Raw genomic sequence first — 13683 nt, 5'->3', positions numbered from 1 at the left:
GGTGTCCCAAGGTGCGTGCGTATTACTAATGGCGGAGCCCTCCGGCTTGTGGCCGGTTGCGGCGCAGGCGTGAGTAGGTGACATGAGACAATGACCTTTGCCCCTGAACTGTTGACTAGGTTGCGCAGTATGTCGGTGGTTGAGGCGTTGAGGTTGCTTGAGTTGTATTGGAAGCGTGACTCCGATTTTCAGCCAGTCAAGAACCAGAACACCGAACGTTTGAACGTGGCGATAAGTGGTGGTGTGGTTGAGCTGCTGGTGACTGGTCCGAAGTGGTTTGATACTAGAGCAGAGAAAGGCGGTGGTGGCGGTGCTATCGACCTGGTTATGCACTTTCTGCGGTTGGATTTCGTCGCTGCGGTGAAGCGCCTGGAGGAACGGCTTTAGCGGCTAAAATTTCTACCTTTCTATGTGTGTTTACTCATTTGATAACTTGTTTGTTTGAGTGATTGAGTTGTCTTTGTTCTTTACGTCGTTAAATCGCCCCCCCTATGGGTACGCATAATCACCACCCCCTATTAACGGTCACACGTGCCTTGATCTTGATGGTTTGAACGCCAAGAGTGGCGAGTCTGTGCCGGTAGCTCAGTATTTGAGCCTGTCAGGCCGCTGGGGCGTCGAACGCTTGAAGGTAGGTAAACGGTCAGGGAGGGTTCCGAAAACGTCTCTCCGGGCTTCTCAGGAAGCCGTTTTTTAACCTCCTGGCAGAAGGGTGTCCCAAGTCCCTCCCCTATTACTAATGGCGTAGCCTGCTAGGTTGCAGCATCGTTAAATCGCCCCCCCCTCTCTGTTAACCGTCACACTGGCCTCGATCTCGGGACGGTGTGTAATCGACGGCGACTTTTCCAGTGTAATATTTGTAAATTGTAGTATGTAGTAGTATTATACAACATACTACAACGCTACATTTTATACAGAGGATTCAGACATGGCCGTTACCCGTGAACAGATACTCGACGCCGCCAACCAGATCGCCGCCGAAGGTCAGACCCCAACACTCGAAACCATCCGCCAGATCACCGGCGGTAGCTTCACCACCATTTCGCCCGTGCTTCGGGAGTGGAAGGCCCAGCAGCGAGCCAGTGGCGAGAAGGTCCGGGAGCCTGCGCCCGATGCCGTAGCCGAACGCCTGGCCGAAGTGGGGGCGGATATTTGGGACCTGGCCCTGGAGTTGGCAAACAGCCGATTGGCGGCAGAGCGGGAAGCCCTGGACGCCAGCAGGGTCGAGCTGGAGGCGTCCCAGGCAGAGGCAACCGAGCTGGCCGACCGCTTGGCCGAGGAAGTGGAGGTACTGAAAACCCGCTGTGCCGATCTGGATGGCCGGGCCAGCCATGCAGATCAGGAAGCGGGCGAGCTTCGCCAGCAGGTAGCAACTGCCCAGGAGCAGGCCAGAACCGCCGAGGCGCGAGCTGGTGAACTGCGCACCGAACTGGATCACGCTCATCAGGAAGCCGACCGGCTGCGCTCAGAGCGTGACAAGGCTCAGGAGCAGGCAAGTCAACGGGCGGAGCAAATCGAGACACTACGCGCTGACCTGGCGACAGCTACGGCCACCGTTAAGCAGGTGGAGCAACAAGCGTCCGGGCTGCGCACGGAGTTGAACGAGGCCCATCACGACATCGAGCGGCTACGAGACGAACGCGACCAGGAACGTGCCGCCCTGACGAAAACCCAGGCTCAGGCTGATACCGCGACCCAGGAGGCTAAGCAGGCGGCCAAGAGTCTCGCCCAGGCACAGAAAGACGCGGCTAAGGCCCGAGAGGAAGCGGCCCGGCTGGCTGGGCAGATCGAGACGCACAAGGAGCAGACGGCGGCGCTGCTGGCTCGTATCAGCCCGGCAGAGGACGAGGCAAAACCGTCAAAGAAATAGCTGTCGGGTATGCCGAAGGGTAGGGAAACCCTTGGAAAACAACACTGAATGTCAGGCCATGCCTGGCATTCGTGCGTTTCATTGACACTTGGGGGGCGGGCGCTTTAGCCGCTAAATCAGGTCGTCAGCGTTCGGGGAGGCGTTGAAGGAAAAACCGCTGGGCGAAGGCGCGGCGGTTTTCTTGGCCGTCTGCTTGGCTTTCGATTTCGGTTTGCTCTTGGCCTGGGGTGCGGGTTCAGCGGCAGCCGGTGGCGGTGTCTGGCGAACTGGAGCCGGGGCGTTCTTGATGTACCGCTTCACGTGCAGCGTGAACGTCTCATAGCGGGTCGCAATCCGCCCGGTTTCCTGCATGTACTCCCAGATGGTTTTCATCGAGTAACCGGCATCGAGGGCTGATTTCACGTCTTCTTTCACCGCCAGAAATGCGATCACGTGCCGGTCTTGGCGGGGCTGTTTGGCGGGCTTCTTCTTCACCCAGGCGGCCAGTTCATCCGCAAATTTTCCTGTTGTCATGGTGGTGCCTTCCGTTCGTTTTCCGCTGTTAGCAAGCCCTTAGAATCGCTCCGGCTTGTGTCATTGCTACTTTTAATTTTATCGCAATTATATCGCTATAAGTGTGCGTAAAGCCGCTATAACAGCGCGTTCATCGTTAATTATCGGCCATTATAGCGAGAAAATCGCATTTTTGTGCATAAATCGCGCGAAAATCTAAAGTGCTGGTGTATACTTTTCATGGAGTAATTAACGTCAAAAGGCGGGCAGGATGTGTGAAGTAGGCCCACCATGCAAGCATGGCGGAGCCTCTTCACTGGCCCTTATTCGCACCTTCGGTGCTCAACGGTCATCCTGCCCTGCGGGGCTATCCAGCTTCGCTGGCAACAACAAAGAGGACGCCGATATGGAGGCAAACGAGAACAAGACAACGAGAAAGAACAGCACCCCGATCAAGGTCTATTGTCTGCCCGACGAACGGGCGGCCATCGAGGCCAATGCCAGGGCGGCGGGTCACAGTGCCTCGACCTATCTGCGCATGGTCGGCCAGGGCTACCAGGTCAACGGCGTGACCGATGCCGAACACGTGCGCGAGCTGGTTCGGGTAAACGGCGATCTGGGCCGCCTGGGTGGTCTTCTGAAACTGTGGCTGACGGATGACGCCAGGGTGGCCGATGTGGGGGCTAGTACGATTCTGGCCGTCCTGGGCCGCATCGAGGCGACGCAGGAGCAAATGAGCCACCTCATGGAGTCCGTACTTCGGCCAAGGGCCGAACCATGATTGCCAAACACGTTCCCATGCGCTCCCTGGGTAAGTCCGACTTCGCAGGGCTGGTGAACTACATCACCGACGAGCAGAGTAAGGAGCACCGCCTGGGTGATGTGCGGTTGACCAACTGCGAGGCGTATTCGGTTCGGGATGCCATCAGCGAAGTGCTGGCGACCCAGTTTGCCAACACCAGGGCGAAGAGCGATAAGACCTATCACCTGATCGTCAGCTTTCGGGCCGGGGAGCAGATCGAGGCCGACACCCTGGCGGCCATCGAGGACCGCATTTGCGAGGGGCTGGGCTTTGGCGAGCATCAGCGCATCAGTGCCGTTCACAACGACACCGACAACCTGCATATCCATATCGCCGTCAACAAGATCCACCCGACGCGCAACACCATTCACGAACCCTACTACCCACACCAGACGCTTGCCGAGCTGTGCGAGGTCATGGAACGAGACTATGGGTTGCAGCAGGACAACCACATGCCGCGCCGACGCGGGGCCGAGGCGCGAGCCGCCGACATGGAACGTCACGCCGGTATTGAAAGCCTGATTGGCTGGATCAAGCGCGAGTGCCTGGACGAGATCAAGGCGGCGCAGTCCTGGGGCGAGCTGCATCAGGTGATGCGGGATAACGGTCTGGAACTCCGGGCGCGAGGAAATGGGCTGGTTGTCGTGTCCGGCGATGACGCCGCGGTCAAAGCGAGCACCCTGGGGCGTGATTTCTCCAAGCCGAAACTGGAGGCCCGTTTCGGCCCGTTCGAGCCTGACCAGGCACAACAGGCCAAGCCCCGCCGCCAGTACCGAAAAGACCCGGTACGGATACGCGTGAACACCACCGAGCTTTACGCCCGGTTCAAATCAGAACAGCAGAGCGCGGCGGCCAACAAGACGGCTGCCCTGGAAAAAGCCAGGCGGCAAAAAGACCGCCGGATTGAGAACGCCAAGAAGAAGGGCAAAGCCCGGCGGGCGGCCATCAAGCTCACCAGCGGCAGGCTGACCAAGAAAGTGCTGTATGCGCAGGCCAGTAGCGCCCTGAAAGCCGATATTGACGCGATCCAGAAGCAATACCGAGAGGAACGCCAGGCGATCCATGAAGCCCACGGGCGCCGCACCTGGGCCGACTGGCTCAAACGGGAAGCCCTGCAGGGCGATACCGAAGCCCTGACCGCGTTGCGGGCCAGAGAGGCCGCCCAGGGCCTCAAGGGCAACACCTTGAAGGGTGAGGGGCAGGCGAAGCCCGGCCATGCGCCGGTGATCGACAACATCACCAAGAAAGGGACCATCATTTACCGGGCCGGAGCCAGCGCCGTGCGCGACGATGGCGACCGGCTTCAGGTCTCCAGGGAATCCGACCAGGCAGGTATCCAGAACGCGCTAAGGATGGCGATGGAACGCTACGGCGAGCGCATCACCGTGAACGGTTCACCGGAGTTCAAAGCGCGAGTGATCAAGGCGGCAGTGGATGGACAGTTGCCTATCCGGTTTGCGGATGCCGGGCTGGAACGTCGCCGCCAAGCCCTGGCGAACGGCGAGAACACCACCCAACCCAAGACCCGAAGCAAACGTCCAGGCGTGCCGCCTATCGGTCAACCGCCCCCGATACGCCGTAACCGGCTGCAATCGCTGTCCGAGGCCGATGTACTGCGCCTGGAAGGGCAGACGGTCAAGACGCCGACACCGCCCCCACAGGGGCCAATCGAGCAGGAACGCCGCAAGGCCAAGTTGCGGGCCGAGATGGACGCCAAGAAGGCGAAGCGGCAAAAAAAAGGCCGTTCTCGGTAATGTTTGCTTTATGCATTCACTATGCTATATTGAATGCAGGTGGAGCGCAGTTGCATCTACCACATGCAATAGGAGGTTAAAGCTATGGGCATGATGACCATCAGGAGCATTCCTGACGAAGTACACAACGCACTGAAAGCGCGGGCCAAGCTGCATCACCGCAGCGCCGAGGCTGAGGTTCGGGCCATCCTGGAAGAGGTCACACGGCCAGAGACCCGCCTCAAAATGGGCGATGCCCTGGCTGAGCTGGGCCGTAAAGTGGGGCTGACCAACGAAGACTTTGCAGTCTTCGAGCAGGTGCGTGACAAAACACCGGCTGAGCCTATGAGGTTTGAATGATCGTCCTGGATACCAACGTCGTTTCCGAGGCGATGAAACCCGAACCTGATCCAGCCGTGAGAGCCTGGCTTAATGAGCAGTCAGCCGAAACACTGTACCTGTCCAGCGTTACGCTGGCTGAGCTGTTGTTCGGCATTGCATCAATGCCGAACGGGAAGCGTAAGGACATGCTGAGCGAGTCCCTGGACGGTCTCATGCAGTTGTTCAGGGAGCGAGTATTGCCCTTTGACACGGATGCGGCCCGCAAGTACGCCGACCTTGCTGTAATAGCCAGAACCGCTGGGCGTGGTTTTCCTGTGCCGGATGGCTACATTGCGGCCATTGCCGCATCACAGGGCTACCAGGTTGCATCCCGTGATATGGCCCCCTTTGGAGCTGCAAACGTAGACGTAATTAACCCTTGGGAGTCCTAACCGCTCCCCAGGACAATGACACCGATGTTCAACAAAAGAGGCCGCGCGTTTTAACGGTGTCGCGCTGGTCTGGACGCCGGGATAGAGAACGACGAGCTATCCATGTAGGTCCACATTCACCGCTGATTTTTCAGCAGGAGTAGAGTCGCTGTCACTGGCAGCCCTACAGGTTGGTGGGTGCAACTTAGTCATAACGAAACTAAGAGCACTCAATCATGAAAAAAGTACGCTTTTTAGCGGCTAAATCTGCCGCGCTCGCCATTTCTGTGGCGTTGACCACCCCTATGCCTGCTCAGGCTGGTATCCCTGTTGTCGATGGCACCAACCTATCGCAGAACATCATGTCCGCGATGGAAGCCGTTGCGCAGACGCTCAAGCAGATTCAGGAATACCAAACCCAACTCCAGCAGTACGAAAACCAGCTGCAAAACACGATGGCACCGGCGGCCCATATTTGGGATCAGGCGCAGCGCACCATCAATGATCTGAACCAAGCCACCAATACGCTTGCCTATTACCAGAACCAGCTTGGCAGTCTCGATACCTACCTGGGCAAGTTCCAGGACGTGGCCTATTACCGCAGCTCGCCTTGCTTCTCGGCGGCGGGGTGCAGCGATGCCGAACGGGCCGCGATGGACGAGAACCGCCGCCTGGCGTCTGAATCGCAGAAGAAAGCCAACGACGCGCTGTTTAAGGGCTTGGAGCAGCAGCAAGATAACTTGCAGGCCGACGCTCGCCAGCTTAACCGTTTGCAATCTGCCGCCCAAGGTGCGGACGGCCAACTGGCCGCCATTGGGTACGCTAATCAGCTCGCCAGCAACCAGGCCAACCAGCTCTTGCAAATCCGTAGCTTACTGATTGCTCAGCAAAACGCCGTTGGCACGCAAATGCAGGCCGACGCCGACCGCGAAGCTCAGTATCAGGCTTCACGCGATAAGCTCTATGAGGGGCTGTCAGAGCCAGTCAACCGTTCTCACAGCAAGGAGTACTAAGCATGAAATACATGATTAAAATGCTGACACTCCTGCTTTTTTTATCCCTCATGGCGGGATGTGGTGAGAAGGAAGAAAACTGCGAAAAAACAAACCAACAGCAAGAGCAGTGCGAAAAACAGGACGGGACTATCTACGATAGCCTGAAAGAACCGGTGGATCGCTCTAAGAGCAAGGAGTTCTGACATGAAAACAGTACTTCTTCGCTTTGGGGCAGTACTGCCCTTTGCTTCCATTTCACCAGCCGCCTTTGCCGAAATAGATAAAGGCGGTGTGTTGAATGAAGTTTCGGACCGTTTTTTAACCGAAAGCTCAAATTGGGCGACAACAATTACTGATCATGCGTCCTGGTTATTCTGGACACTGGTTGTTATCTCAATGGTCTGGACGTTCGGCATGATGGCATTGCGAAAAGCCGACATTGGCGAGTTCTTCGCCGAGTTTACCCGCTTCACCATTACTACCGGGTTTTTTTGGTGGCTATTGATCAATGGGCCTGGCTTTGCAATGGATATTATCAACTCGTTGAGAAATATCGCGGCTGAAGCATCCGGTTTGCCAAGGGGGTTGAATCCGTCCACTCCGATAGATATTGCGTTTGACATTATCGCTAAGGCAGCGAGCAGCTATAGCATCACTAGCCCTATGGACAACTTGTCCATCTTCCTGACCACGCTTGCTATATTGGCATGCATGGCCATTGTCGCGGCCAACGTTCTTCTTGCCCTAGTTACGGCATGGATTATTGCTTACGCAGGAATCTTTGTCTTGGGCTTCGGTGGCTCGCGCTGGACCTCTGACATTGCCGTCAACTATTTCCGGAGTGTGGCCGGTATAGCACTCAAAATCATGACAATGACACTGCTGGTTGGGATCGCTGTTTCTATTATCGATGGTTATCACTCCGACCTTTCAGAAGGTGCGCCAATGGACGAATTGTTGGTCATTTTCGTTGTGTCCCTTGTCATGGTTATTCTCGTTAACTCCGTACCAAACGTGGTTGCAGGTTTGATACCTGGCGGTGGTGCTGCTGCGAGCGCTGGTAGTTCATTCAGTGCAGGGGCCTTGATTGGTGGTGCTGTCGGTGCCGGTGCAGCCGTTGCATCGGGTGGTGCTGCGCTTGGAAGCGCTGCAATGTCCGGGGCGACTAATATGGCCGGTGGAGCTAGTGCTGTAAAAGCAGCCTTTCAAAAGGCGCAATCCAGTATGGCCGGTGGAGACATGCCGAGCTTCGGCGGTAGCTCTAGTGATGCCGGCGAGAGCTGGGGTGGTAGCACCACTGGCAGCGATAACGCGAGCACGGGTGATACGCCATTTGCCCAGGCAGCAGGTTTTTCCGGAGCGGGTGGTTCCAGCTCTGGCGGTGGGTTTGGTCGGGCAGCTTCTCTAGCAGCCGGAACGGCTGGCGAGCTTGCTAAAGGGGTCGGATCAAAGATGGCCGGAAGTTTTCAGGACAAGGCGAATCAGACCACCGGCGGACGCCTGGCGTCCTCGATCCGTGAAAGCATGGAGCCAAAGAGTGATAACGATGCTGGTAGCGCTGATCAGGTGAGTGATACCGCATCGTTCGATAGCGATAGCTTAAGCGGTGGAAGCGGCGGCGGCTGGGTAAACCAAACAGGCGGCTTTGATTCTCTGTCCAGTGAGGATCAGGACAAAGCCCGCCAATCACACGCTGAGTGGCAAGCACGCGACCCGGAAAAGCACTCCTTCGACGTTGGGGATTATGTTTCGTATGCCCAGGAACGCCAGCAGGAACGCAATGAAGAGGTTGCCAGCTTTGTGAACCGCGACCGGCAAGATACGTAAGGAGATAAGACGATGAAAGAACGTAATTTCATGGCTGCCCTGGATATGCTCGACAAAGATCAAGAACCCTACACAGAAGTCGATTTTGTGCCGGTTGTCGAACCATCGACCGAGGAAGAGAAAGACACCGAAGCGGAGATTGCAGCCTTTGTGAATCGCCCGGACCCTACTGGCCGGGTGGAGGCATCGAGCAGCACACGCATCAGCAATGACGCAGGTACTGGAACCGGGAAAACCCCGTTTTCAGAAGTGGCCGGGTTTTCTAACACCGGCCTATAGCAAGCACACGGGCCGGTGATGGTGCACCGGCCCGCATTTTCACATACCACCTATCAGAGAGGTGACACATGACAACCACACATAATATCGAAGTTCAGAAAGCAATTCATCAGGCAGCGGTCAACTTGTCAGCCCTGGAGTTCATCGACCAAGAAACCGCCCGGCAGATCTCGCCAGTCGTGGAAGCGGTCGCCAATATGTTCACGATCTTGTACTACCAGGCCGAAACTGGCCGAGCGACACCGGAGGACTTTCAGGAGGCGTTAGCCACTATCCGGCAGGTGCTGCTGAGTTAACTATCTGCGACGAACAACAAAGGCGGCCACGAGCCGCCTTTGTTACTACAACAACCCAAGTTCTTTATGATAGTTCTGTAGTGTAGAGAATCTATAATCCCTCAATACATTTCTATCGTTTTTTCCAACGCCATCCACGTATTTATTGACGTATTTTGAAAACTTGTCACCAATATGATGAGTGCGATCTTTTATTTTTACATACTCATCTGAAGGGATCATAAAAGGAGTTTGAGATATATAATCGTCTTTTACGAGTAGAACTGCTTTTGTGTAATCAAGCCCCTTGGAGCCATCAGTGAAGAAGCAGAACTTGTGTTTGATATGAGAGCGCAGGGGAATACCAAAGCGTAAGCTATTGTAGGATATTAAAAGTATCCCATAGCCCCGTTCTTTTTCACCGTCCCAGACTCCGTTTCTTTTGTCTAGAACCTCTACCAAATGAGAATTTTCCTCAAAAAATTCTGCTTCAAGTTTTTGTATTAACATTTCTCGTCCGCATACGAAAAAAGGCCCTATAAGGACCTTTTTTCTTTCATTCTAGGTGGATGCTTCTGTTTTTAACGTGGGGAACATCCTTCCACCACTTCATTCTAGTGGGCATTTCTGTTTTTAACGTGGGGAGTGCCCTTCCACCACATCGTGCCCTAATCATATGTGCTTTCCCCGGCCTTTGTCAAGCACCATTGCCATGACTGTGTTGCGTAAGTCCTAACTTGCGCGACACTTCCTACGCCCTGAATCGTGCCCGTGTTTTCTGGCGCTCGCGTGTTTCTGGTTTTAGTCGCATAATAAAGCAAGCCAGCGACCATAACCGGAGACATAACACTATGAGACACGAACACGAACACGACCCCGGCACCCTCGACCTGATGACCGGCGGCCTGTTACTGGGTTATGCCCGTGTCAGTACCAACGACCAGGAACTAGCGAATCAGCGGGCCGAGCTGACCGCCGCCGGGTGCTCCCGGCTCTTTGCCGAGAAGATCACCGGCACACGGCGCGACCGCCCCGAGTTGGCCCGCTTACTGGATCACCTGCGACCGGGTGACGTTGTAACCGTGACGCGGCTCGACCGATTGGCACGCAGTACCCGCGATTTGCTCGACATAGCCGAGCAGATACAGGCGGCAGGCGCGGGCCTTCGCAGCCTGGCCGAACCCTGGGCAGACACGACCAGCCCCGCTGGGCGTATGGTGCTAACCGTGTTCGCGGGCATTGCCGAGTTTGAACGGTCGCTAATCATCGACCGCACCAAGAGCGGACGCCAGGCGGCCAAGGCCAAGGGCGTGAAGTTCGGCCCGCCCCCTACCCTCACCCCGGAGCAGATCGCCCACGCTCGCGTCCTCGTTGACCAGGAAGACCGCACAGTGAAGGAAGCGGCGGCCCTGTTGGGCGTGCATCGCTCGACTCTGTACCGAGCTTTCAACAAGGAGTCCGCTTGATGACTACGAACACAGATAACCGTCGCCTGCTGGAAATGGATGCGGCAATCGAGCGAGGCATGTCAGACGTTGAGGCCGGACGCACGGTGCGGGCGGGTGACGTGTTAAAGCGGCTGGAAGATAAATACAAAGAGATGGCCGAACCAGCGGTGCGTCGACTAACCCCCGAAGAAATAGCCGAACTGCGCCGGGATATGGCCGAGGCATCAGCCTGGGCGCGGGCTGAGCTGGCCCGGCGGAGGAATGATAAAAAACTTTGATACTCCTTTACTCATTTGGGTTTTATGCTACTCTCAAATGAGTATATGAAACTATGTGTATTTGAAGGAGAGAGTATGAAAGTCATCGCGGTTTTGAACCAGAAAGGCGGTTCAGGCAAAACCACCATCGCCACGCACTTAGCCCGTGCTCTACAGCTTGACGGCTCGGACGTGCTGCTGGTCGATTCTGACCCTCAAGGCAGTGCCCGAGACTGGGGGGCCGTCCAGGAAGACAACCCGCTAACGGTTGTCGGCATCGACAGGCCAACCATTGATAGGGATGTGAAGAACGTCGCGCGTAAGGTCGATTTCGTTGTGATCGACGGTGCGCCTCAGGCTGCCGATTTGGCGGTGTCGGCCATCAAGGCCGCTGACTTCATTCTGATTCCGGTGCAGCCATCACCCTATGACATTTGGGCCGCGTCTGACCTGGTGGACTTGGTGAAGCAGCGTATCGAGGTCACAGACGGCCAGCTCCAGGTTGCTTTTGTGGTGTCCCGAGCCATCAAAGGGACGCGGATCGGGGCAGAGGTCAACGAAGCGTTGGCAGGTTACGAACTGCCGGTATTGGACGCCAGGGTGACGCAGCGGGTGATTTACCCAGGCTCTGCGGCTACCGGAACCACCGTTCTCGATAGCGAGCCGGATGGCGAGGCGGCTAAAGAAATTCGCGCTTTAATGTCTGAAATAAAAGAAAAACTTATTTGAGTTTAGGAGGTAATGAGTAAATGAGCGATAAAAAATCTCCTACACTCAGCGCTGGCCGCCCGAGCGCAGGCAAGAGCAAAACCACACTTGCCAGCTTGGCGGATAAAACAGCCACCAAGCGGGTGAATTTTGATGTGACCGCCGAAGAGCACACCAAGCTGAAAATCTATGCGGCCCGTCAGGGTAAGACGGTCAAGGAACTGCTCACCGAGTACGTGCGCAGCCTTCCAGATGACTGAGTAGGCAAGCTCAAATCAGCGTTTTTGGACTTTGCTTGATGAATTGTGGAAGGTGAGGCATGATAGAAGAATTAGAGTCGAAAGAGATCATCGGTTTAGCGGTTCTGAGGGAAGAGCACGAAGCCGGTGTGATCAAGACGGCGACCGTTGGGGTCGCAGAGAAAGGGTTAATCATTGTCCTGGAGCTCGCAGACGGAAAGGAGCAGGTTCTAGGGGCATTTCGCGGTGGTGTCCGCTACTTCCGTTCGTTCGACGGAGCAGCCGGGGCATTGCGGCAAGCGGGGATCGTACAATGGGACGCAGATGTGGCCGACTGGGTTCCCCGCACCCTCAGACGAGGGGAGAAGAAACAGGCGTAGCAGGGCGTTGGGTGGCACCAACCCCGCTGCATAAAAAGCAAAAGCCCCGTCTGGTAAACGGGGCTTTGCGTAAGAGGGTCTAGCTTTTGCTCCGTTTTGGCGAACGGTTGGCATAGCGAAAGCCAGGAATGGACATAACGTTAAATCATCAACGATATATCGTGTGCTGATGTTCATTCTATGGCCTGACCCTGAGAATTTCAAGTCCGTACGGCGACGTGCGGGAAGGGGTCATAGTGAGATCAAATGCACAACTAACGCTGTTTGGGCCGAACGAAGAGGCTGCAACCTACCACGACAACACCAAAGGCGGTTTTTTCTCGCTGCTGGTTGACCAGGGCGATGGCAGGGGGAAACGGCAAAGTTCCTACCGACTGACGGCCATGCCGACCGTGTTGGGGTTGGTGAAGCCCGACTACGACACCTGGTTGAGCCAGGCCGAGTTTATTCGACCGAACCGCCGCGTGGTGAATTTGGCCCGCGTTGGCCTGCTGTTTGCCGACCTGGACACCTACCGCTGTGGCTGGTCTGCGGGTCGTTCGCCCGAGGCACTGGCCGACGCCGTGCTGTATTTCTGCGCCCAGGAGGGCATTCCTACCCCGTCTATGCTGATTTTCAGCGGCCAGGGCCTACAGGCTAAGTGGTTGCTGGAGGGAGCCTTGCCGCGCCAAGCGTTACCACGCTGGAATGCTTGCCAGCGCTATCTCGTGGACCGTTTGAAGGAAGTCGGGGCCGATCCTGGAGCGAAGGACGCCAGCCGCGTGCTGCGCCTGGTCGATACGATCAGTTCCAAAACAGGGAAAGTGTGCCGTGTCGTTCATGTCGAGAACGGCCAGGACGGCGAGCCGATCCGCTATAACTTCGAGTATCTGTGCGAAATGCTGCTGCCGGTGGCCCGCTGGGACATCGAGAAGCAACGCCAGGAGCGTGCTGAACGCCGACAGCTCAAAATGCTGCCTGGTGGCAAGGTAGACAACCTACGTGGCTTCTCCGGGCGTCAGTTGGCTTGGGACCGCCTGGAAGATCTGCGCAAGCTCTCGAACCTACGTGGTGGCGTCGTGGAAGGAGAGCGCATGACGCACCTTTTCTGGCGTCTTAACTTTCTGCTGCTGTCCGGGGCCACGAACAGCCGGGATATGTACTACGAAGCGGGGGCCGTGGCCCGTGAGCTTGATCCGAGCTGGAATTGCCGAAGCAAGGAGCTGATGACGCTCTATGGCAAAGCCAAGCAGTACGAGGCGGGCGAGAAAGTCGAGTTTGGTGGCCGGAAGTACGCGCCGCTGTACACCCCGAAGAATGACACCCTTATCAGCCTGTTCGAGATCACCGACGAAGAGCAGCGCCTACTAAGGACCATCATCAGCACGGACATGGCCAGAGAACGCCACAGCGAGCGCGAGAAGGAGCGTAGGCGGGCCGCTGGAGCCATAGACCGGGATACCTACCTAACAACCGTAAAACAGAGCACAGAAGCCAAGCGTATGAAGGCCCACGAGCTCAAGGGTGCAGGGCTGTCTGTCCGAGCCATCGCAAAACAGATGGGAATCAGCAAAACAGCTGTTGGCCGCTATCTTTCTGAAGGTGTCCCAAGGTGCGTGCGTATTACTAATGGCGGAGCCCTCCGGC

At 56.4% G+C, this 13683-nt stretch carries 19 protein-coding genes and 1 pseudogene; 18 read left to right on the top strand and 2 right to left on the bottom strand.

Going from position 1 to position 13683, the window contains the following annotated elements; genetic code table 11:
* The first annotated feature begins 90 nt into the window (after positions 1–90).
* Together QT230_RS20740 and QT230_RS20735 are read left to right on the top strand one after the other, a co-directional pair.
* Complete coding sequence (locus tag QT230_RS20740; protein WP_308324057.1) at positions 91–387, top strand: hypothetical protein; 297 nt, start codon at positions 91–93, stop codon at positions 385–387.
* Positions 388–928: 541 nt separating this feature from the next.
* Positions 929–1870 carry a DNA-binding protein gene (locus tag QT230_RS20735; RefSeq protein WP_308324056.1) on the top strand — a complete coding sequence of 314 codons (942 nt, stop codon included), beginning with the start codon at positions 929–931 and terminating at the stop codon, positions 1868–1870.
* 111 nt (positions 1871–1981) lie between these two features.
* Here QT230_RS20735 and QT230_RS20730 read toward each other — a convergent pair whose 3' ends face one another.
* Positions 1982–2383 (bottom strand): TraK family protein, encoded by a 402-nt coding sequence (locus QT230_RS20730; RefSeq protein ID WP_308324055.1) that lies wholly within the window; start codon positions 2381–2383, stop codon positions 1982–1984.
* A 385-nt stretch (positions 2384–2768) separates the two neighbouring features.
* On the opposite strand from QT230_RS20730, the gene traJ reads away from it, so the two are divergent.
* The 10 genes and pseudogenes from traJ (at position 2769) to QT230_RS20680 (ending at position 9046) form a co-directional block, all read left to right on the top strand.
* Positions 2769–3143, top strand: coding sequence for a conjugal transfer transcriptional regulator TraJ (gene traJ / locus QT230_RS20725; RefSeq protein WP_308324054.1), 375 nt, complete (start codon positions 2769–2771; stop codon positions 3141–3143).
* Entirely contained in the window at positions 3140–4918 is a 1779-nt protein-coding gene (traI, locus tag QT230_RS20720; RefSeq protein WP_308324053.1) for a TraI/MobA(P) family conjugative relaxase, read from the top strand. The genes traJ and traI overlap by 4 nt, the downstream gene beginning before the upstream one ends.
* An 84-nt stretch (positions 4919–5002) precedes the next feature.
* The gene (locus tag QT230_RS20715; protein ID WP_308324052.1) at positions 5003–5257 is read left to right on the top strand and encodes an Arc family DNA-binding protein; all 255 of its coding nucleotides are present in this window, start codon (positions 5003–5005) and stop codon (positions 5255–5257) included.
* Positions 5254–5670 carry a type II toxin-antitoxin system VapC family toxin gene (locus QT230_RS20710; protein WP_308324051.1) on the top strand — a complete coding sequence of 139 codons (417 nt, stop codon included), beginning with the start codon at positions 5254–5256 and terminating at the stop codon, positions 5668–5670. The genes QT230_RS20715 and QT230_RS20710 overlap by 4 nt, the downstream gene beginning before the upstream one ends.
* A gap of 215 nt (positions 5671–5885) precedes the next feature.
* Positions 5886–6662, top strand: a complete 777-nt coding sequence (gene trbJ, locus QT230_RS20705; RefSeq protein ID WP_308324050.1) for a P-type conjugative transfer protein TrbJ — start codon at positions 5886–5888, stop codon at positions 6660–6662.
* Positions 6663–6664: 2 nt separating this feature from the next.
* Entirely contained in the window at positions 6665–6847 is a 183-nt protein-coding gene (locus tag QT230_RS20700) for a hypothetical protein (RefSeq protein ID WP_308324049.1), read from the top strand.
* A 1-nt stretch (position 6848) separates the two neighbouring features.
* A pseudogene (gene trbL / locus QT230_RS20695) lies at positions 6849–7835 on the top strand (P-type conjugative transfer protein TrbL); the annotation flags it as partial.
* A 462-nt stretch (positions 7836–8297) separates the two neighbouring features.
* Positions 8298–8471, top strand: coding sequence for a conjugal transfer protein TrbL (locus tag QT230_RS20690; RefSeq protein ID WP_308324058.1), 174 nt, complete (start codon positions 8298–8300; stop codon positions 8469–8471).
* Positions 8472–8483: 12 nt separating this feature from the next.
* Complete coding sequence (locus QT230_RS20685; protein WP_308324048.1) at positions 8484–8750, top strand: hypothetical protein; 267 nt, start codon at positions 8484–8486, stop codon at positions 8748–8750.
* Positions 8751–8818: 68 nt separating this feature from the next.
* Positions 8819–9046, top strand: coding sequence for a type I toxin-antitoxin system ptaRNA1 family toxin (locus QT230_RS20680; RefSeq protein ID WP_308324047.1), 228 nt, complete (start codon positions 8819–8821; stop codon positions 9044–9046).
* Between the two features lie 45 nt (positions 9047–9091).
* On the opposite strand, the gene tenpIN is transcribed toward QT230_RS20680, so the two are convergent.
* The gene (gene tenpIN, locus QT230_RS20675; RefSeq protein ID WP_308324046.1) at positions 9092–9535 is read right to left on the bottom strand and encodes a type III toxin-antitoxin system TenpIN family toxin; all 444 of its coding nucleotides are present in this window, start codon (positions 9533–9535) and stop codon (positions 9092–9094) included.
* A 341-nt stretch (positions 9536–9876) separates the two neighbouring features.
* On the opposite strand from tenpIN, the gene QT230_RS20670 reads away from it, so the two are divergent.
* The 6 genes from QT230_RS20670 to QT230_RS20645 form a co-directional block, all read left to right on the top strand.
* Positions 9877–10491: a recombinase family protein gene (locus QT230_RS20670; RefSeq protein ID WP_308324045.1), complete on the top strand. Its 615-nt coding sequence runs from the start codon at positions 9877–9879 to the stop codon at positions 10489–10491.
* Complete coding sequence (locus tag QT230_RS20665) at positions 10491–10751, top strand: hypothetical protein (RefSeq protein ID WP_308324044.1); 261 nt, start codon at positions 10491–10493, stop codon at positions 10749–10751. Before QT230_RS20670 ends, QT230_RS20665 begins: the two co-directional genes overlap by 1 nt.
* A 75-nt stretch (positions 10752–10826) precedes the next feature.
* Entirely contained in the window at positions 10827–11459 is a 633-nt protein-coding gene (parA, locus tag QT230_RS20660; protein ID WP_308324043.1) for a ParA family partition ATPase, read from the top strand.
* 20 nt (positions 11460–11479) lie between these two features.
* Positions 11480–11698 carry a chromosome partitioning protein ParB gene (locus tag QT230_RS20655; protein ID WP_308324042.1) on the top strand — a complete coding sequence of 73 codons (219 nt, stop codon included), beginning with the start codon at positions 11480–11482 and terminating at the stop codon, positions 11696–11698.
* 59 nt (positions 11699–11757) lie between these two features.
* Complete coding sequence (gene parC, locus QT230_RS20650; protein WP_308324041.1) at positions 11758–12057, top strand: ParC family partition-associated protein; 300 nt, start codon at positions 11758–11760, stop codon at positions 12055–12057.
* A 236-nt stretch (positions 12058–12293) separates the two neighbouring features.
* On the top strand, positions 12294–13683 hold a 1390-nt coding region (locus QT230_RS20645; RefSeq protein WP_308324040.1), incomplete at its 3' end, for a hypothetical protein.

Origin of the sequence: Halomonas sp. SpR8, from assembly GCF_031010195.1 — a bacterium.
In the GTDB taxonomy this organism is placed as follows: Bacteria; Pseudomonadota; Gammaproteobacteria; order Pseudomonadales; family Halomonadaceae; genus Vreelandella.
Note: the sequence above shows the minus strand (reverse complement) of the source record. Positions and strands in the feature narration are given on the sequence as shown.

What these genes read in the sequence shown, in the direction of transcription:
- QT230_RS20710 (WP_308324051.1), top strand. Translation starts at nt 5,254, where the DNA reads ATGATCGTCCTGGATACCAACGTCGTTTCCGAGGCGATGAAACCCGAA.
- traI (WP_308324053.1), top strand. Translation starts at nt 3,140, where the DNA reads ATGATTGCCAAACACGTTCCCATGCGCTCCCTGGGTAAGTCCGACTTC.
- QT230_RS20685 (WP_308324048.1), top strand. Translation starts at nt 8,484, where the DNA reads ATGAAAGAACGTAATTTCATGGCTGCCCTGGATATGCTCGACAAAGAT.
- QT230_RS20735 (WP_308324056.1), top strand. Translation starts at nt 929, where the DNA reads ATGGCCGTTACCCGTGAACAGATACTCGACGCCGCCAACCAGATCGCC.
- QT230_RS20670 (WP_308324045.1), top strand. Translation starts at nt 9,877, where the DNA reads ATGAGACACGAACACGAACACGACCCCGGCACCCTCGACCTGATGACC.
- tenpIN (WP_308324046.1), bottom strand. Translation starts at nt 9,535, where the DNA reads ATGTTAATACAAAAACTTGAAGCAGAATTTTTTGAGGAAAATTCTCAT.
- QT230_RS20700 (WP_308324049.1), top strand. Translation starts at nt 6,665, where the DNA reads ATGAAATACATGATTAAAATGCTGACACTCCTGCTTTTTTTATCCCTC.
- parA (WP_308324043.1), top strand. Translation starts at nt 10,827, where the DNA reads ATGAAAGTCATCGCGGTTTTGAACCAGAAAGGCGGTTCAGGCAAAACC.
- QT230_RS20715 (WP_308324052.1), top strand. Translation starts at nt 5,003, where the DNA reads ATGGGCATGATGACCATCAGGAGCATTCCTGACGAAGTACACAACGCA.
- QT230_RS20665 (WP_308324044.1), top strand. Translation starts at nt 10,491, where the DNA reads ATGACTACGAACACAGATAACCGTCGCCTGCTGGAAATGGATGCGGCA.
- QT230_RS20680 (WP_308324047.1), top strand. Translation starts at nt 8,819, where the DNA reads ATGACAACCACACATAATATCGAAGTTCAGAAAGCAATTCATCAGGCA.
- traJ (WP_308324054.1), top strand. Translation starts at nt 2,769, where the DNA reads ATGGAGGCAAACGAGAACAAGACAACGAGAAAGAACAGCACCCCGATC.
- QT230_RS20655 (WP_308324042.1), top strand. Translation starts at nt 11,480, where the DNA reads ATGAGCGATAAAAAATCTCCTACACTCAGCGCTGGCCGCCCGAGCGCA.
- parC (WP_308324041.1), top strand. Translation starts at nt 11,758, where the DNA reads ATGATAGAAGAATTAGAGTCGAAAGAGATCATCGGTTTAGCGGTTCTG.
- QT230_RS20740 (WP_308324057.1), top strand. Translation starts at nt 91, where the DNA reads ATGACCTTTGCCCCTGAACTGTTGACTAGGTTGCGCAGTATGTCGGTG.
- QT230_RS20730 (WP_308324055.1), bottom strand. Translation starts at nt 2,383, where the DNA reads ATGACAACAGGAAAATTTGCGGATGAACTGGCCGCCTGGGTGAAGAAG.
- trbJ (WP_308324050.1), top strand. Translation starts at nt 5,886, where the DNA reads ATGAAAAAAGTACGCTTTTTAGCGGCTAAATCTGCCGCGCTCGCCATT.